This window comes from Acidovorax sp. GW821-FHT11A03 (assembly GCF_058809075.1).
Genome location: NZ_JBXASG010000004.1, coordinates 423,282 through 439,224, shown reverse-complemented (window position 1 = coordinate 439,224; position 15,943 = coordinate 423,282). Strand labels below are relative to the sequence as shown.

General features: G+C 70.5%; 19 protein-coding genes. 6 read left to right on the top strand and 13 right to left on the bottom strand.

What is annotated here, in order from left to right:
* Positions 1–258 precede the first annotated feature (258 nt).
* The 5 genes from AC1RVY_RS12440 to AC1RVY_RS12420 all read left to right on the top strand — a co-directional run bounded on the left by AC1RVY_RS12440 (position 259) and on the right by AC1RVY_RS12420 (position 3,666).
* On the top strand, positions 259–675 hold the full coding sequence (locus AC1RVY_RS12440) for a YciI family protein (RefSeq protein ID WP_218339320.1): 417 nt from the start codon (positions 259–261) through the stop codon (positions 673–675).
* Positions 676–704: 29 nt separating this feature from the next.
* Positions 705–1,241, top strand: a complete 537-nt coding sequence (locus AC1RVY_RS12435; RefSeq protein WP_218296379.1) for an SRPBCC family protein — start codon at positions 705–707, stop codon at positions 1,239–1,241.
* Positions 1,242–1,303: 62 nt separating this feature from the next.
* Entirely contained in the window at positions 1,304–1,711 is a 408-nt protein-coding gene (locus AC1RVY_RS12430; protein WP_218296378.1) for a VOC family protein, read from the top strand.
* 19 nt (positions 1,712–1,730) lie between these two features.
* The gene (locus AC1RVY_RS12425) at positions 1,731–3,035 is read left to right on the top strand and encodes an RNA polymerase sigma factor (protein WP_492806732.1); all 1,305 of its coding nucleotides are present in this window, start codon (positions 1,731–1,733) and stop codon (positions 3,033–3,035) included.
* A 109-nt stretch (positions 3,036–3,144) separates the two neighbouring features.
* The gene (locus tag AC1RVY_RS12420; RefSeq protein ID WP_369640934.1) at positions 3,145–3,666 is read left to right on the top strand and encodes a GFA family protein; all 522 of its coding nucleotides are present in this window, start codon (positions 3,145–3,147) and stop codon (positions 3,664–3,666) included.
* Between the two features lie 20 nt (positions 3,667–3,686).
* On the opposite strand, the gene AC1RVY_RS12415 is transcribed toward AC1RVY_RS12420, so the two are convergent.
* The 10 genes from AC1RVY_RS12415 to dinG form a co-directional block, all read right to left on the bottom strand.
* A complete protein-coding gene (locus AC1RVY_RS12415; protein WP_370627749.1) occupies positions 3,687–4,169 on the bottom strand; it encodes a reverse transcriptase-like protein in 483 nt (160 codons plus the stop codon).
* Between the two features lie 48 nt (positions 4,170–4,217).
* Positions 4,218–4,484 (bottom strand): DUF3297 family protein, encoded by a 267-nt coding sequence (locus AC1RVY_RS12410; RefSeq protein ID WP_492806731.1) that lies wholly within the window; start codon positions 4,482–4,484, stop codon positions 4,218–4,220.
* 157 nt (positions 4,485–4,641) lie between these two features.
* Entirely contained in the window at positions 4,642–5,253 is a 612-nt protein-coding gene (locus AC1RVY_RS12405) for a 3'-5' exonuclease (protein WP_492246111.1), read from the bottom strand.
* Between the two features lie 131 nt (positions 5,254–5,384).
* Positions 5,385–6,152 carry a hypothetical protein gene (locus tag AC1RVY_RS12400; protein WP_492806730.1) on the bottom strand — a complete coding sequence of 256 codons (768 nt, stop codon included), beginning with the start codon at positions 6,150–6,152 and terminating at the stop codon, positions 5,385–5,387.
* A 77-nt stretch (positions 6,153–6,229) separates the two neighbouring features.
* Positions 6,230–7,477, bottom strand: coding sequence for an extracellular catalytic domain type 1 short-chain-length polyhydroxyalkanoate depolymerase (locus AC1RVY_RS12395; RefSeq protein WP_492806729.1), 1,248 nt, complete (start codon positions 7,475–7,477; stop codon positions 6,230–6,232).
* Positions 7,478–7,511: 34 nt separating this feature from the next.
* A complete protein-coding gene (locus AC1RVY_RS12390; protein WP_218296371.1) occupies positions 7,512–7,940 on the bottom strand; it encodes a CopG family transcriptional regulator in 429 nt (142 codons plus the stop codon).
* Between the two features lie 161 nt (positions 7,941–8,101).
* On the bottom strand, positions 8,102–8,350 hold the full coding sequence (locus tag AC1RVY_RS12385; RefSeq protein ID WP_218296370.1) for a hypothetical protein: 249 nt from the start codon (positions 8,348–8,350) through the stop codon (positions 8,102–8,104).
* Positions 8,351–8,396: 46 nt separating this feature from the next.
* The gene (locus AC1RVY_RS12380; RefSeq protein ID WP_218296369.1) at positions 8,397–8,900 is read right to left on the bottom strand and encodes a pyridoxamine 5'-phosphate oxidase family protein; all 504 of its coding nucleotides are present in this window, start codon (positions 8,898–8,900) and stop codon (positions 8,397–8,399) included.
* A gap of 170 nt (positions 8,901–9,070) precedes the next feature.
* Entirely contained in the window at positions 9,071–9,427 is a 357-nt protein-coding gene (locus AC1RVY_RS12375; protein WP_492246108.1) for a zinc ribbon domain-containing protein YjdM, read from the bottom strand.
* Between the two features lie 142 nt (positions 9,428–9,569).
* Complete coding sequence (gene dinG / locus AC1RVY_RS12370; protein WP_492255443.1) at positions 9,570–11,744, bottom strand: ATP-dependent DNA helicase DinG; 2,175 nt, start codon at positions 11,742–11,744, stop codon at positions 9,570–9,572.
* 138 nt (positions 11,745–11,882) lie between these two features.
* Between dinG and AC1RVY_RS12365 the strand changes: the two genes are divergently transcribed.
* A complete protein-coding gene (locus tag AC1RVY_RS12365; RefSeq protein WP_218296367.1) occupies positions 11,883–12,179 on the top strand; it encodes a hypothetical protein in 297 nt (98 codons plus the stop codon).
* A gap of 80 nt (positions 12,180–12,259) precedes the next feature.
* Here the strand turns inward: AC1RVY_RS12365 and AC1RVY_RS12360 are convergent, their stop codons facing one another.
* From AC1RVY_RS12360 to AC1RVY_RS12350, 3 genes are all read right to left on the bottom strand, one after another.
* Complete coding sequence (locus tag AC1RVY_RS12360; RefSeq protein WP_492246107.1) at positions 12,260–14,170, bottom strand: B12-binding domain-containing radical SAM protein; 1,911 nt, start codon at positions 14,168–14,170, stop codon at positions 12,260–12,262.
* An 88-nt stretch (positions 14,171–14,258) separates the two neighbouring features.
* The gene (locus AC1RVY_RS12355) at positions 14,259–15,314 is read right to left on the bottom strand and encodes a sensor domain-containing diguanylate cyclase (protein ID WP_218339333.1); all 1,056 of its coding nucleotides are present in this window, start codon (positions 15,312–15,314) and stop codon (positions 14,259–14,261) included.
* A 76-nt stretch (positions 15,315–15,390) separates the two neighbouring features.
* Positions 15,391–15,942 carry a gamma carbonic anhydrase family protein gene (locus tag AC1RVY_RS12350; RefSeq protein ID WP_218296359.1) on the bottom strand — a complete coding sequence of 184 codons (552 nt, stop codon included), beginning with the start codon at positions 15,940–15,942 and terminating at the stop codon, positions 15,391–15,393.
* Position 15,943 lies beyond the last annotated feature (1 nt).

The following is a 15,943-nucleotide window of genomic DNA, read 5'->3' as shown; positions in this document are numbered from 1 at the left end:
CGGTCGGGTCCCTCGCGCGGCATCCTACCGAGGCAGATCGCTATGGCCGGTAACCATTTGCACGGCTTGGCGGATACGCCACAGCGGGCGGCGCTGCGGGCGTGTGGCGCAGGCCGCGCCGCGCCCCACCCTCTTTTTCTAAGTAAAAACCCTGAACCAGCCACCAAGCTGTCGATCTGCCACGGGTTCGTCCGTCGTGCTGGTGAAGGCCACGGATCGCGCCATGGCCCGCCCCCCTGACACCCCGAGGAGAACCCCATGCGATTCATGATCATCGTGAAAGCCACCGCAGAATCCGAGCGCGGCGACATGCCCACCGAACCCCTGATGGCCGCCATGGCCCGCTACCACGAAGAGCTGGCCCGGGCGGGCGTGCTGCTGGACGGCAGCGGCCTCAAGCCCAGCGCGCAGGGCTGGCGCGTGCGCTACGGCGCGGCCGGGGCGCGCACCACCATCACCGACGGTCCCTTCACCGAGACCAAGGAGCTCATCGCCGGCTACACGCTGATCCAGGTGCGCGACCGCGACGAGGCGCTGGAATGGACGCGCCGCTTCCCCAACCCGCGCGGCGAGGGCCTGGAGGCCGAGATCGAGGTGCGCCCGCTCTACGAGATGGAGGACTTCGCCGCCGTGGAGGGCGTCGAGCACTTCCGCGACCTGGAAGCCCGCCGCTGAACCGCTGCCCCTGCCTGGAGACCATCGCCATGATCAAGACCATCGCCCTCGTGCTGCTCGCCGCCCTGGCGCTGCTGCTGGCGTTTGCCGCCACCCGCCCCGACAGCTTCCGCGTGGAGCGCAGCCGCGTGATCCCCGCGCCGCCAGAACGTGTGTACGGGCTCATCCACGACCTGCGCCAGTTCAACACCTGGAACCCGTATGAACGCAAGGACCCCGCCGCCAAGGGCCAGTACAGCGCCACCACCGCAGGCCCCGGCGCGCGCTATGCGTGGCAGGGCGACAAGGTGGGCACCGGCAGCATGGAGATCGTCGACGCCACGGCCCCCGCGCGGGTTGCGATGAAGCTCGACTTTGTGGCCCCGTTCGAGGCCCACAACCAGGTGGAATTCACGCTCCAGCCCGAGGGCTCCGGCGCCACCCGCGTCACCTGGGCCATGCAGGGCCCCGTGCCGTACGTCGCCAAGATCGCCCACCTGTTCTTCAACATGGACCGCATGGTCGGCCAGGACTTCGAGGACGGCCTGGCCAACCTGCAGGCCGTGGCGCAAAAACCAGCGACCTGAACCGCGCACCTTTGCCAAACCTTCTGTTTCCCTTTACCTTCCCACCCCTTCAGGAGCCTTTCATGCACAAGCAAATCTTCGTGAACCTGCCCATCGAGAACATGGCCCGCTCGCAGGCGTTCTTCCGCGCGCTGGGCTACGAGTTCAACCCCGAGTTCACCAACGAACAGGGCGCCTGCCTGGTGGTGGGCGAGAACCTGTTCGTGATGCTGCTGGTCAGGGACTTCTACCAGACCTTCACCAGCAAGGCGATCGCCGACGCACGCACCACCTCGGAGGTGCTGGTGTGCTTCTCGTGCGACAGCCGCGAGGAGGTCGATGCCCTCGTCGCCAAGGCCGTGGCGGCCGGCGGCACCTCGCCGCGCCCGGTGCAGGACCTGGGCTTCATGTATTCGCGCAGCTTCGACGACCTGGACGGCCACAGCTGGGAGTTCGTGCACATGGTGGATGCCAGCAAGGCGCTGGGCTGAGCTTTCACCGAGGCCACCGATGCACAACCCCCGCAGTCCCGATGCCGATGCCAGCGCCGATGCCCTGCACCGCACCATCGATTCGGTGTGGCGCATCGAGGCCGCGCGCATCATCGCCAGCGTGGCGCGCATGACGCGCGACGTGGGCCGGGCCGAGGAGCTGGCGCAGGACGCGCTGGTGGCCGCGCTGGAGCACTGGCCCGCCACCGGCCTGCCCGCGAACCCGGGGGCATGGCTCATGACCACGGCCAAGCGCCGCGCCATCGACCACCTGCGCCAGCAGGCGGTGCATGCGCGCGAGCACGAGGCGCTGGGCAAGGACCTGGAGGCGCTCGAAGCCCAGTACGCCCCCGACGTGGTGGATGCCCTGGTCGCTGCGCAGCAGGACGACATCGGCGACGACCTGCTGCGCCTGATCTTCACCGCCTGCCACCCCGTGCTGCCCACCGAGGCGCGCGTGGCGCTCACGCTGCGGCTGCTGGGCGGCCTCACCACGGCCGAGATCGCACGGGCGTTCCTGGTGCCCGAGCCCACCGTCGCGCAGCGCATCGTGCGGGCCAAGCGCAGCCTGTCGGCCGCCCACGTGCCCTTCGAGGTGCCGGGCGCGGCCGAGCGCGCGCCGCGCCTGGCGTCGGTGCTCGAAGTCATCTACCTCGTCTTCAACGAAGGCTACGCGGCCACGGCAGGCGACGACTGGATGCGCCCTGCCCTGTGCGGCGAAGCCCAGCGCCTGGTGCGCGTGCTGGCCAGCCTGGTGCCCGACGAGCCCGAGGTGCAGGGGCTGGTGGCGCTGCTGGAAATCCAGGCCTCGCGCCTGCCCGCGCGCACCGATGGCGAGGGCAAACCCGTGCTGCTCATGGACCAGGACCGCGCGCGGTGGGACCGGCTGCTGGTGCGCCGGGGCCTGGCCGCGCTCGACAAGGCCGAGGAGCTGGCGCGCGCGGGCCATGCCTGGGGCCCCTACGCGCTGCAGGGCGCGATCGCCGCCTGCCATGCCCGCGCGCGGCGCGCCCAGGACACCGACTGGGCCCACATCGTGGCGCTGTACGACGCGCTTGCGCAGGTGGCGCCCTCGCCCGTCGTGGCGCTGAACCGCGCCGTGGCGGTGGGCATGGCCGAAGGCCCGGCGGCGGCGCTGCGGCTGGTGGACGAGATCGCGGCGGACCCCGTGCTGGCCCAGTACCACTGGCTGCCCAGCGTGCGCGGCGACCTGCTGGCCAAGCTGGGCCGCGTGGCCGAGGCGCGCGCCGAGTTCGAGCGCGCGGCGGGCCTCACGCGCAACGCGCAGGAAAAGGCGCTGCTGCTGGCGCGCGCGGGCGGCTGAACGGCGCTTGCACCCCGGGGCCGGGCACCGCGCGCGGCGGCCGCGTGATTTTGTCCCGCGCTTTCGCCAAAATGGTGCCTCGTTCCGTTTTGCCGCCCACCGCCCTGCCATGACGCACCCAGACCCCGTGTTCCCGCTGGACGGCGGCTGTACCTGCCGCCATGTCCGCTACCGCATGCTCACCGCGCCGCTTTTCGTGCACTGCTGCCATTGCCGCTGGTGCCAGCGGGAAAGCGGGGCGTCGTTCGCCTTGAACGCCATGATCGAGGCCGACAGGCTGGCACTGCGGGTGGGCGAGGTCGACCTGGTGGACACCCCGTCCGAAAGCGGCTTTGGCCAGAAGATCGCGCGCTGCCCGCACTGCCGCGTGGCGGTGTGGAGCCACTACTCCGGCGCGGGCCCGCTCGTCGCCTTCGTGCGCGTGGGCACGCTGGACGCGCCGGACCACCTGCCGCCCGACATCCACATCTACACCGCGTCGAAGCAGCCCTGGGTGGTGCTTGCGCCCGGCACGCCCGCCGTGGCGCAGTATTACGACCGGGACGCCCACTGGCCCCCCGGCAGCCTGGCCCGCCGCCAGACCCTGCTGCCCCGCATCAACGCCTACCGCGAGGCCCTGGGCCTGGACTGAGCGCGCAGCGCGCCGGCCGGTCAGCGCCGCTTTTTCCTTGTGCGGGTGTGGTGCTTCGTGGACGGCTTGGGCGCCAGGCCCAGCGCGCCGCGCGCGAGGGTGTCGGCCTGGCCATTGCGGTGGCGTGGAATCCAGCGCACCGCCACATCGCCCACGGCCTGCATCAGCCCGCGCACCTCGTCGAACAGCAAGGCCAGCCGCGCGATGGGCGCGGCGCGCGCACCACCGGGGGCGAGCTGCTCCACCAGCACGCTGTTGTCGCTGTACACCCGCACGCCAGCGGTTGCAGCGGTGCCCTGGGCCTGCAGCCAGCGCAGCGCCAGGGCCAGCGCCCTCAGCTCGGCCTCGTTGTTGCAGCCGGTGAAGGTGGTGGCCTCGGACAGCTGCTGCGCCACCGTGCCATCGGGCGCGTGCACCACCGCGCCCAGCCCCATGCGCCCCGGGTTGGGCACGGCGCTGCCGTCGCAATGGATCACCCAGGGGGCGGCGTTGTCGTCAGGCACGGAAAACGCGCGGCAGATACCGGCGCGGCGCGGCCGCGCGGGGCGATGTCACTTGTAGAAAGCCTCGACCTTGCCCTTGAGCTTGATCATCAGCGGGTGGCCCTTGCGGTCCACCGTCTTGCCCGCGGGCACCTTCACCCAGCCTTCGCTGACGCAGTATTCCTCGACATCCGTGCGGTCCTTGCCGTTGAAGCGGATGCCGATGTCGTGCTGGAACACCGCGGCCACATGGTGCGGGCTGCGCGGGTCCACGCTCAGGTGGTCGGGGAGTGCGGGGCGGTCGGTGGCGTTGGCGGCTGGAGTGTTGTCGGTCATGCGGTGGTCTGGTTGAAAAGCGAAAGCGCGGATTTTCCGGGATTTGGCCGGGGGCCCGGATCAGGTGCCCCTGGGGCACGGCTGGAACATGAATGAAAATGCCTTCTGGCGCACTGTGGATAAGCGCAGCAAGCTATCAAATATGTAGCAAACGCATTCAGGGCGTGGCGTGCCGCGCGAGCAGCGCGCCCACCGCGGGTTTGGCGCAGCGCTGCACCAGCTGCAGCAGTGCGTGGCTGGGTTCGGCCACCCGCCAGCGCGTGCGCAGGTCGTGCTGGATGCGCGCGAGCAGCGCGGCGGCCATTTCGGCATCGGCCAGCGCCCGGTGGGCCTGGCCCGTGCGCGGCAGGCCGTGGTAGTCCACCAGCGTACCGAGCTTGTGGCTGGGGGCCTGCGGGTACAGGCGGCGCGACAGCAGCACGGTGCAGGCGAAGGGGTGCGGCGCGGCCACGCCGGCCCGTGCCAGTTCGGCCTGCCAGAACTTGCTGTCGAACGACGCGTTGTGCGCCACCATGGGCGCATCGCCCACGAAGCGCGCGGCATCGGCCATGACGCCTGCGGCCTCTGGGGCCGCGTTCACCATGGCGTTGGTGATGCCGGTGAGCTGGGTGATGAACGGCGGAATCCACGCGCCGGTTTTCAGGAGGCTCTGGAAGCGGTCCACCACCTGGCCTTTTTCCAGCAGCACGATGGCGATCTCGGTCGCGCGCGCGCCCTGGCCGGGCGAGACGCCGGTGGTTTCAAAGTCGATGACGGCGATGGGGGGCATGGGTGTTCCGAGGGGCAAGGCCGTGCGTCAGCGGCCCCCATTGCGGGCCGCAGCGGGTTGTGCCGGCGGGCCTGCAGGATAAACCGAACCCCGTGCCGGGCGGGGCCCTGGGGGTGGTCGGCTGGGAACGGCTACGCCGTGAAGGTGTAGTCCACCGGCACGCGGTGTTCGTAGACCGTCTGGCTCGACGCATTCTTCATCAGCAGCCGCAGGCCCGTGAGCGCGCAGGGGTCGATGAGGGTGAAGTGCCTGTGCACGGTCCCCGCGCCGTCCAGCCGGCCCGTGGTGCCCTCGTAGGTCATGTTGGCCTGCGTGTCGGGAATGACCCAGATGTCCAGGCCTTCCTCCGCCTGGATGTCGTATTCGACCTCGACATCGATGCGGGTGCCGGCCTTGACCGTGGCGGGGGACGCAATGGACAGACGGATGTCGGTGATCCGCGATCCCTTGCCATCGTTCCTTTGCGCCTCGTCCAGCACCGCTTCCTCGTAGGTGAAGTCCACGGCGATGGCCTGGTTGAACACCTCCACGAAGTCCCGGTTCTTGACCACGATGAACAACTCGCGCACGGTCCCCGCCTGCGTGAGGTGCACCGAACGGCTCACACGCCCGGAGCCCGGGTTCAGCATGTCGTGCGAGCCTTCGTAGAGGGAGTCGTAGGTGGTGTCCAGGATCTTCACCCACGCATACAGCGGCTCGCGCGGCGCGCCGTAGCGGTAGTCCAGGGTCACGGTGATCGGCGTGTTGGCCTGCAGCACGCTGCCCGAGGGGGGCGCGATGGAGACCGCGGTGATGCGCAGGTCGGTGCGGGTGTTGTCCTGGCGCCCCGAACGCCGCAGGGCGTAGAAGACCAGCCCGATGGCCACCAGCCCCGCGACGGTGATGTAGACGTTCTCCATGACGGATTCCTCTCCCTGGATGGCTTTCGCACCGTGTTGTTGTGCGGGATGAAGGTGGCGCTGCGCTCCCGGGCAAATTATGGCGGGGTGCCGGCCAGTCCCCGGGGATGCTCCAGGAAGAACCGCAGCATCTCCCGCGTGGCCGATACCCCCCGGGGGTCGGTGTGGCTGCCCTGCGCATGCCCGCCCGCCCAGGCATGGCCGCCGCCATGCAGCACCCAGTGCTCCGCCACCGGCGCGCCTGCGAGGCCATACACCGTGCGCGTGTAGCCCTGGCCACCGGCCGACTGGCCCTGGTGCGTGCCCAGCTCCACGGTGCCCGGGGCGCTGGCCCGCGCCGCCTGCACCAGCTGCTCGCCGTTGCGGGCGTGCACGGTGGTGTCGGCATCGCCGTGGAAGACGATCAGGGGTGCCGCCGCAACAGCCCCCGGAGCCGGGGTGCCCGCCGCCGGCCTGGCGCCATGCTTCATGGCCGACAGCGCCCCCATCACGTTGTGTGCCGCGCCGGCCTGCAGGCCCGAGTGCACGCCCACGGCCGCAAACACGTCGGGGTACTCGCGGCCCAGCAGCGCGGCCATGGCGCCGCCGGCCGACAGGCCCGCCACGTAGACGCGCCGCGCATCCACGGGGTGGCGCGCCATCACGTCCTGCACCATCGCCACCAGCAGAGCGGGTTCGCCGCCGCCCCGGCGCTGGTCTTCGGGGCGGAACCAGTTCCAGCAGCCGTTGGGGTTGGCGCTGTGGGGCTGTGCGGGGTACAGCACCAGCGCGTTGGCCGGGGCGGCGGCGGCGTTCATCCCGGTGCCGGTGGCGAAGTCCACGGGGTTCTGCGTGCAGCCGTGCAGCATCAGCACCAGGGGCATGGGCGTGCCGGCCCCCGCGCCGGGCGGCACGTACAGGTGGTAGTGGTGCGGGTTGTGCGGGGCGCCAGGGTGGCTGAAGGCGACCGCGGTGAAGCTGTCCGGGGGCTCGGCGGCGTGCGGCGCGGCCGCCGCCGGGCGGGCACCCGGCCCGGACGGTGGGGCGGTCCGGGCCGCGCCCGGGGGGGCTTGCACGGTGCCGCGCTCGACCACCACCGCATCCTCCACGTCCTGCGCCGCGCTGCTGCGCCACGGGGTTCCCGTGCGAAAGGCGAAGGGGGCTGCCGGTGCCTGCACCGGGGCGGGGCCCGCGCGTTCCGGCGGCGGCGCGGCGGGCCCCGGCGCCGTGGCCGAAGCGCTGCCCAGCGCCTGCTGGATGGCCCGCGTGGCATCCGCCAGCTGGCCGCGGCGCACCAGGTGGGTGGCCTGACCCATCAGCTGCTTGAGTTTGAGGTTCCAGTCCATGGGGTTCTTTCGTGGTGGTGGTGGTGCGCCGCGCTCAGCCAATGCGCCCTGCCAGGGCGGCCTTGACCGGGGCGCTGGCGTGAAACGCGCCCAGCACCGTGATGGAGGCAATCGTGGCCTGCGCCAGGGTGGGCGGCACGTCGTCGTCGATGCTGACCAGGCCGAGCACGCGGATCTCGAGCACCTGGCCCGCTGCCTGCACGGCTTGCAGCTCGGCGCGGCCAAACCGCTGCAGGCCCAGCACAAGCATCTTGCGGGCCACCACCTGCCGCACGGCGTCGCCCTGGGCGGCCAGCTGCTGGCGGATGGCCGTGCGGATGAAGTCGGTGCGGTTGGCATAAAACCCTTCCGACACCAGCAGGTCGATGTGGCCCAGGTCGACAAAGCCCAGGTTGATCGTGATCTTTTCGGAATCGGGAATCTTGCCGCGCACGGCCAGGGACGAAGCGGGAGCTGGGGTCATGGGCCCTCCGTGGCCGGTGGTATGGATGATTTCCATCCATATGGATGGTTTGTGGATGGTATATGAATGGAAAATCCTTTGCTTCAAGGGCCACGCGCAAAAGAAAAGAGCCCGAAGGCTCTTTGCGCATGGGTGCGAGCGGTGCCGGTGCCCGGCGGCGCTCAGCCCGCCCCGCGGCTGCCCGCCGGGCCGCTGCTGCCGGCGGCGCCCCGGCGCGATTGCGCCTGGTTGCTGCTGCCCAGGTGCGTGTCGCGGTCGCCCCGGCTTTCGGGGGTGCGGCGGCCCTGGTTGATCTGGGTGGTGGGCTTGTCGCCCGTGCTGTTGTGGGCCTGGGCGACTTTGCCCGAGCCCTCGGTGTTGTCATTGCCGCCCGATGGGTCTTCCTCGCGGCGGTTTTCCTTGCTGCTCATGGAACCTCCTGGAATGGATGGTGAAGAAAAGGCGTGGCGGTGCCGTTCACGGCAGCGTCAGTTCCTTGTGCTCGCCCAGCTGGCGCGGGGGCTGGCCGGTGACGGCCGCCTTGGCCATCTTGAACAGCTGCACCATCTTGCTTTCGTCCACGTCCCAGTACTCGGCATGGCGGATGCGCACGGCCAGCAGGGCCAGCTCCGGATCGGTGTGGCCGCCCGGAAACCATGCCTGGGCCGCGGTCGACCACAAGGCTTCCTTTTGCGCCAGATCGTCCACGAAACGCGCCTGGCCCGAGAGCGAGACATAGCTGTCCGCGCCGGGGTCGGCGTACGAGACGTTCACCTCGCCATCGGTGAGGAGGCGCTCGTACAGTTCGCCGGACTTGGGGATGAAGAAATAAAGCTCCGCCTGTTCGTCCATGCGGCGGTTCTGCGTGGTCAGCGGGTGGGCATGCAGCATGCCGCTGGCGGTGCGGTGGGTCAGCATCCCGAAGCGGATGTCCTTGATGAGCTTCCACAAGGTGTCGTGGGCGGGGGTGTCGTGGGGCATGGGCTCTCCGTGCGGTGGTGAATGGGGGAAGGGGTCGGTGCTTCCATTCACTCTAGGCAGGGTGGCGCGCGCACCGTGTCGGCCCGCCGCCCGCCGGGGCGTGGGTGTTTATCTGACACCGCCGCGCCCCGTGCCCTGTATCGCGGGCGGGGGCCCGGGGCCGGGCCCGATCAGGCCTTTTTCAGGAACTCTGACTTGAGCAGCATGCTGCCCAGCTCCGTCTTGCAGTCCACGTTGTGGCCGTCGGCGCCATCGACGAGGCGGATGCCCTTGATCTTGGTGCCCTTCTTGAGCGTGGATGAGGACCCCTTGACCTTGAGGTCCTTCACCAGGATCACCGCGTCGCCATCGGCCAGCGGGTTGCCGTGGGCGTCCAGCACGGCGCCGCCGCCCTCGGGCGCGTCGACCTCGGCGGATTCGGCTGCCTGGGGCCATTCGAAGGCGCAGTCAGGGCAGATGTAGTGGTTGCCGTCGGGGTAGGTGTTCTCCAGGCCGCATTGGGGGCAGGCGGGGATGGCGTTCGTCATGGGGTTCTCGCTGGGGATGGCAAATGGGGAGGAAGGGAGGGAAGGAGGGGCAGCACGGCGCGTGGGACGGGTGCAGCCCCCGGCCCGTGCCGCCGTGGCGCCCGCTGGTGGGGACGGCGCCGCAGGCGACTCGGGGGGCATCCTACAGGGGCGCGCGTTGCTCCAGCGCAAAGGGCGGCAGGCCCTTGAGCAGGCGCTGGCCGTAGCTCGTGCGCATGAGGCGCTTGTCGTAGCAGTAGACATGCGCCTGGTCGTCCTCGGTGCGGATGGCGCGGCCCACCCACTGCGCCAGGCGGATGGCGGTGGCGGGCACCACCAGTTCGCTGAACGGGTCGCGGCCCACGGCGCGCAGCCATTCGGCGCGGGCCTCGCCCACGGGGTCGTCGGGCGGGGCAAAGGGCAGCTTGGTGATGAACACCGACTCGCACAGCCGCCCGGGCAGATCCAGCCCTTCGCCGAACGACTGCATGCCGAAGATGACCGAGGGCTCGCCGTTCTCCACCCGTTCGCGGTGGCGCTTGAGCAGCTGCGTGCGCGGCAGCGCGTTCTGCACCAGCACCACGCCGCGCATGGCGGTGGGCAAGGCGTCCACGGCCTGGCGCATCTGCTCGCGCGAGGTGAACAGCACCAGCGCGCCGTACTCCACGCGCGCGATGTCGTGCAGCAGCGCATCCACCATCTCGGCCGTGAACTGCGCGGCGTTCTTGGGGTCGGCGCGCGTCTCGGCGGCGATCAGCGTGCCCTGGGCGGCGTAGTTGAAGGGGCTGGGCACCTCCAGCGTGGTCGCGGCCTCGTCGCCGTGCAGCCCGGCCTCGCGCAGGAAGAAATCGAAATTGCCGCAGCTGTTGAGCGTGGCCGACGTGAGCACCGCGCCGCGCACCGCGTTCCACAGGTGGTTGCGCAGCGTGGTGCCCGGCAGGATGGGGCTGGCGTGTGCCTTGACCACGATGAAATCGCCATCGACCTCCAGCGTGAACCACTTGGCCGCAGGCACGAAGCTGCGGTCTGCGCCCTGGGGGGCCTCCTGCAGCAGCAGCTGCGCGGTGGCGTGCAGCTCTTCCAGGCGCGGCGCCAGCATGCCGATCTGCGCATACAGGGTGGACAGGCGCTTGGCCTCCTCGGGCTTGTCGCGCATCTCGGCGCGCAGGGCCTTGCTGATGGCGCGCAGGGCTTCGAGGAAGCCATCGGCGCTGGCGGCCAGCAGCCCCAGCGGCGCGGTGAGCGGCTCGGGCAGCTCGCCGCGCGGCACCCGCACCCGGGCCGGGCCCCAGGTGTCCTTCTGGCTCTTGAGCGCGGGGCCGTACACGTCCATCACGATGCGCGCGAGGTCCTGCAGTGTCTGCCGCAGCTGGGCCGCGTGGCGCGGGATGTCGGCGATCTCCTCCACCTCCAGCAGTGCGCCGATGCGCAGGCCCCGGCTGGAGAGCCGGTCGATCCACGCCAGGCGCGACAGGTCCATGCTGCAGGCGAACTGGTCGAGCGCCGTGGCGGGCAGGTGGTGGGCCTCGTCCAGCACCAGGAGGCAGTTGTCCAGCTCGGGCAGCACGCGCGCGCCCAGCGACGACAGCAGCAGGTCATGGTTGGCCACGATCACCTGCGCGCCCACCAGCTCCTTGCGCTTGTCGTAGTAGGTGCATTGGCTGAAGGCGGGGCAGTGTTTGCCCGTGCACGACGCGCCCTCGGCCGCCACGGGGCTCCACACCTCGGGCTCGGGCGGGGTCTCCAGGCTGTCGCGGTCGCCGTCCCAGGCGCCCTTGGCCAGCGTCTGCGCCATGGCGCCGTAGAACTGGATGCGCGCCTCGGTTTCCTGCCGGGGGCGCTTGGCGCGGGCGGCGGCCTCCTCCTCGGCGAACAGGTCGTCTTCATCGGACGCCTCGGCCTCGCCCGTGCCCGCCAGCCGGTCGAGCTTGAGCTTGCACACATAGCGCCCGCGCCCCTTGGCCAGCGCGAACTTGAAGGGCTGGGGCATCAGCGCGGCCAGCGCCGGCAGGTCCTTGTTGACCAGCTGCTCCTGCAGCGCCACGGTGGCGGTGGAGATCAGCACCCGCGTGCCGCGCGACAGCGCCAGCGCGATGGCGGGCGCGCAGTAGGCCAGCGACTTGCCCACGCCCGTGCCGGCCTGGATGACGGCGATGGAGCGCGTGGGCGCCGCCTCGCCGCCCTCCTCGTCCACCTTGCCCAGCGTGGCGCTGCTGAACGTGTGCGCCACCTGCTCGGCCATGCGCCGCTGGCCGTCGCGGCTGCGAAACCCGGGCGTGGCCTGCACCACCGCATCGAAAGATTCAAGGGCCTGCGCGGCCCACACCTGTTGAGACATACAGTAGTGTCGCATGGGTTGGCGCCTGCGCCTTCGCGGCCAGCGGCCGCTTCACCCGGCGGACAGATGGCGCCGGGGACTACACGGCGGCTCCAGGGGCTTTCCTACGATGAAGCCCTGTACCGCAGGAGAGATCACATGCCCACCGCCAGCACCCCGGACCACCCCAGCGCCGCCCCCACCGGCCAGCCCAGCGTCAACACCACCACGCCCCAGTCGCCCGCCACCGCCGGCCGGCGTACCCCACAGGCCGCGCCGCCGCCCGAAAGCGCCGACAAGCCCAAGCTGCCGCACGAGCGCGATGAATCGGTGGACATGACCCACGGCCAGCCCGATGCCCAGGTGGAGCAGGCCTACCGGGACGTGCAGCGGGGCCTGCAGGACACGGACCGGGGCCCGCCAGCGGACAAGGCCTATCAGAAGCAAAAGCAGTAGGCGCTCTGCTATTGATAGCTGCCAGCGCTTGTTGAATAAGCGCTGAGCGGCATTTTCATTCAAATTCCAGTCCCCGGCCCTCATCCTCGCTCGCGCAGCGCCCGCTCGATGCGGTCGCGCCGCACCGTGGTCTTGGGCACCTTGAACGGGAACCACGTGCGCACGTCCTCTTCCAGGCCGATGCCGTGCATGTAGTTGTAGATGGCCTTCTTGAGCGCGCCGCCCAGCGCATCGTGGTCCACGCCCGTGGGGTCGATGAAGGCCACGTCGTTCTTGGCGAAGTCGCCCGGCGGCAGCGGCGCGAGGGTCACGCCGTACTCCTCGGGGTTCTTGCCCACGGGCGAGTGCACGGTGCAGGCAAAGCGGTGGAAGAACCCGCTCTGGATGCAGCCGTTGGCGAACAGCTGGCGCACGTATTCGAGCGCGTCCACCGTGTCCTGCACGGTCTGGGTGGGAAAGCCGTACATCAGGTACGCATGCACCAGGATGCCCGCGTCGGTGAAGGCCCGCGTCACGCGCGCCACCTGGTCCACCGACACGCCTTTTTTCATGAGGGTGAGCAGCCGGTCGGACGCGACTTCGAGCCCGCCCGAGATGGCGATGCAGCCGCTGTCGGCCATCAGCCCGGCCAGGTCGGGCGTGAAGGTTTTCTCGAACCGCACATTGCCCCACCAGCTGATGCCCGCGTTGCGCGCGATCAGCTCGGTGGCCAGTGCTTTCAGCGCCTTGGGGGGCGCGGCTTCGTCCACGAAGTGAAAGCCCGTCTGCCCCGTCTCGCGCACGATGGCCTCGATGCGGTCGGCCAGCACCTCGGCGCTCGCGCCCTCGTAGCGGCTGATGTAGTCCAGGCTCACGTCGCAGAAGCTGCACTTCTTCCAGTAGCAGCCGTGCGCCACCGTGAGCTTGTTCCAGCGCCCGTCGCTCCACAGCCGGTGCATGGGGTTGAGCATGTCCAGCAGCGACAGGTAGCGGTCCAGCGGCAGGCCGTCCCAGGTGGGCGTGCCCACCTCGGCGAAGGCCACGTCGGCTTCCATCATGTTGATGTACTGGACGGTGCCCTCGTCGTTGCGCACGAAGGTGCGCACCAGCCGCTGGCGGCCGCGTTCGCCGCGCACATGTTCGAGCAGCGCCAGCAGCGGGCGCTCGCCGGCGTCCAGCGTCACGTAGTCGACATGGTCGAACACGCGCGGGTCGGCCAGCTCGCGCAGTTCGGTGTTCACGAAGCCGCCGCCCAGCACCGTCACCACCTGCGGATGGCGCGCCTTGATGGCCTGCGCGATGCGGAACGCCGCGTACACGGAGCCCGGGAAAGGCACCGACAGCAGCACCACCGTGGGCTGGTGGCGTTCGATGGCCTCGTGCGTGAGCTGCGCCAGCAGGTCGTCCACCAGCGTGGGCGGTGCGGCAAGCGCCGTGGCCAGCGGGTCGAACGTGGGCTGGCTGCCCGCCAGCGATTCGGCATAGCGCACGAATTCGAAGCGCTCGTCCACCGCGTCGCGCAGCACATCGGCCAGGTCGTTCAGGTACAGCGTGGCCAGGTGCTTGGCCTTGTCGTGCAGGCCCAGGGCGCCGAACGCCCAGCCCAGCGGGTCGCCGCCTTCGTCGTCCACATACACATCCAGCGTGGCGAAGCGTGGGCCCTCGGGCAGGTAGTTGCGGCCCGCGATGCGGTGGGCCAGCGTGCTGTCGCGCCCCTGCAGGAAGGCAATGGCCGGGCCGATGGTGGCCAGGTAGCGGTCCTGCTGCGCGGCAAAGGACTGCACGGCGGGGCTTTGTTTCTTGGCGGGCAGCGCGTCCACCTTGGCGGCCACGGCCCTCAGGCCCTCGGGCGAGAGCAGCCGCAGCACGAGCGCCAGCGCCAGGTCCTCCTGGAACGCGAGGACGCCGCGCGAGCGCAGGAAGCCCGTGAGGTAGGCGGTGGACGGATAGGGCGTGTTCAGCTGCGTCATCGGGGGGATGACGGCGAGCACGCGGCACGGGGAAGAGGCCATGGAGCGTGGGGGTGGTGACCGCCGATTATCCCGGCACCGCGATGGTGTCCCTGGCGGTGTGGCTACTGCGGCGGCGGCGCGGGCCGGCTCAGCGGCGGGTGGGCAGCCCGCCGCGCGCCTGTGCCAGCGCGTCCTGGGCCTGCCGGCGCGCGCGCTTGACCTGGTACATCATCTGGTCGGCCACGCGCAGGGCGTCCTCGGCCCTGCAGGTCTGGTCCGGCGCCATGGTGACCGCGCCCACGCTGGCGCCGGCGTAGTCCAGCGATGCGCCCGGCAGGTCGAAGCGGCCCTGCGTGGCCTGGGCGATGCGCAGGCTCAGCGCATCCTGCGCGGTGTGCAGGGCGTCGCCGGCGTGTGCGCTCAGGCTGATCACCACGAACTCGTCGCCGCCCAGGCGCGCGGCCAGGTCCTCGGCGCGCAGCACGCCCCGCAGGCGCTGCGCGACGGCCACGAGGAACTGGTCGCCCACCTCGTGGCCGTGGGTGTCGTTGATCGCCTTGAAGCCGTCGAGGTCGATGAACGCGATCTGCACGCCCATCTGCCGGCGCCGGCCCTGCGCCAGCATCCGTTCCAGCGCCTCCATGAGCGCGCGGCGGTTGGGCAGCCCCGTGAGCTGGTCGGTGGCGGCCACGGCGGCCAGCTGTTCGTTGGCGGCCAGCAGTTTGTGGATGAGCTGCTCGCGTTCCACCTGCTGGCCGATGAGGTAGGCGAACAGCGTGAGGATGCGTTCGGCCTCGGGCGTGCGCGGGCGGGCGTGGGTGCTGGCCGCGCACAGCGTGCCGTACAGCGCGCCGTTGCCGACGCGCACGGGCTGGCTCGCGTAGGTGCGGATGCCCAGGCCGCGCGCGGCCTGCGAATCGCCCCAGCAGGCGGGCACGTTGTCGGTGAAGGTGCGGCCCTCTTCCAGCGCGCGCTTGCACAGCGTGTCGTTCCAGGGCACGACCAGGCCCTCGGGGATCTGCATGGCGCTGGAGTTGCGCGCGTACAGCACGTGCTGCACGCCCTGTGCCTCGTCGATGGCGGTGAGGTAGGTGGACTCCAGCCCCGTCACCGCCTCCAGCATTTCCAGAAGCGGCCGCGTCAGCTCTTCGACGGAGTGGGCCGTGGAGACCGACTGGGACAGTTGCTCAAGAAGTTCACTCATAGACAAACATGGCTCGAATAGTGATGCGATACGCGCCGCCCGCGCGCCCTGGGGCGTGCCGGACTTCCGGACCGGATCAGGCTGCAGGCTCCGTCAGCGGCGGGGCCTGGTAGTTGTTCTTCACCCGCACGTAGTGTTCGGCCGAGTAGCGCAGGTACGCCATCTCCGCGTCCGTCAACGCGCGCTGGCGCACCGCCGGGCGGCCCATGTAGAGGTAGCCGCTTTCCAGCACCTTGCCGGGCGAGACCAGGCTGCCCGCGCCCAGCATCACGCGGTCGCCCACCACGGCGTCGTCCATCACGATCGAGCCCATGCCGATCAGGCATTCGTCGCCGATGCGGCAGCCGTGCAGGATCACCGAGTGGCCGATGGTCACATGGCTGCCGATGAGGAGCGGCGAGCCCTCGGGCTTGCTGGCGTTGCGGTGCGAGACATGGCCCATGGCCAGGTCCTGCACGTTGCTGCACTCCCCCACCACGATGCGGTTCACGTCGCCGCGCAGCACGGCGTTGCACCACACCGAGGCGTCGCGGCCCAGGGTCACGTCGCCGATCACCTGGGCGGAGTCGTGGATGAAGACGCCGCTGCCCAGGCACGGGGCGGTATCGAGGTAGGGGGCAAGGGGCATG

What these genes read in the sequence shown, in the direction of transcription:
- AC1RVY_RS12440 (WP_218339320.1), top strand. Translation starts at nt 259, where the DNA reads ATGCGATTCATGATCATCGTGAAAGCCACCGCAGAATCCGAGCGCGGC.
- AC1RVY_RS12435 (WP_218296379.1), top strand. Translation starts at nt 705, where the DNA reads ATGATCAAGACCATCGCCCTCGTGCTGCTCGCCGCCCTGGCGCTGCTG.
- AC1RVY_RS12430 (WP_218296378.1), top strand. Translation starts at nt 1,304, where the DNA reads ATGCACAAGCAAATCTTCGTGAACCTGCCCATCGAGAACATGGCCCGC.
- AC1RVY_RS12425 (WP_492806732.1), top strand. Translation starts at nt 1,731, where the DNA reads ATGCACAACCCCCGCAGTCCCGATGCCGATGCCAGCGCCGATGCCCTG.
- AC1RVY_RS12420 (WP_369640934.1), top strand. Translation starts at nt 3,145, where the DNA reads ATGACGCACCCAGACCCCGTGTTCCCGCTGGACGGCGGCTGTACCTGC.
- AC1RVY_RS12410 (WP_492806731.1), bottom strand. Translation starts at nt 4,484, where the DNA reads ATGACCGACAACACTCCAGCCGCCAACGCCACCGACCGCCCCGCACTC.
- AC1RVY_RS12405 (WP_492246111.1), bottom strand. Translation starts at nt 5,253, where the DNA reads ATGCCCCCCATCGCCGTCATCGACTTTGAAACCACCGGCGTCTCGCCC.
- AC1RVY_RS12400 (WP_492806730.1), bottom strand. Translation starts at nt 6,152, where the DNA reads ATGGAGAACGTCTACATCACCGTCGCGGGGCTGGTGGCCATCGGGCTG.
- AC1RVY_RS12395 (WP_492806729.1), bottom strand. Translation starts at nt 7,477, where the DNA reads ATGGACTGGAACCTCAAACTCAAGCAGCTGATGGGTCAGGCCACCCAC.
- AC1RVY_RS12390 (WP_218296371.1), bottom strand. Translation starts at nt 7,940, where the DNA reads ATGACCCCAGCTCCCGCTTCGTCCCTGGCCGTGCGCGGCAAGATTCCC.
- AC1RVY_RS12385 (WP_218296370.1), bottom strand. Translation starts at nt 8,350, where the DNA reads ATGAGCAGCAAGGAAAACCGCCGCGAGGAAGACCCATCGGGCGGCAAT.
- AC1RVY_RS12380 (WP_218296369.1), bottom strand. Translation starts at nt 8,900, where the DNA reads ATGCCCCACGACACCCCCGCCCACGACACCTTGTGGAAGCTCATCAAG.
- AC1RVY_RS12375 (WP_492246108.1), bottom strand. Translation starts at nt 9,427, where the DNA reads ATGACGAACGCCATCCCCGCCTGCCCCCAATGCGGCCTGGAGAACACC.
- dinG (WP_492255443.1), bottom strand. Translation starts at nt 11,744, where the DNA reads ATGTCTCAACAGGTGTGGGCCGCGCAGGCCCTTGAATCTTTCGATGCG.
- AC1RVY_RS12365 (WP_218296367.1), top strand. Translation starts at nt 11,883, where the DNA reads ATGCCCACCGCCAGCACCCCGGACCACCCCAGCGCCGCCCCCACCGGC.
- AC1RVY_RS12360 (WP_492246107.1), bottom strand. Translation starts at nt 14,170, where the DNA reads ATGGCCTCTTCCCCGTGCCGCGTGCTCGCCGTCATCCCCCCGATGACG.
- AC1RVY_RS12355 (WP_218339333.1), bottom strand. Translation starts at nt 15,314, where the DNA reads ATGAGTGAACTTCTTGAGCAACTGTCCCAGTCGGTCTCCACGGCCCAC.
- AC1RVY_RS12350 (WP_218296359.1), bottom strand. Translation starts at nt 15,942, where the DNA reads ATGCCCCTTGCCCCCTACCTCGATACCGCCCCGTGCCTGGGCAGCGGC.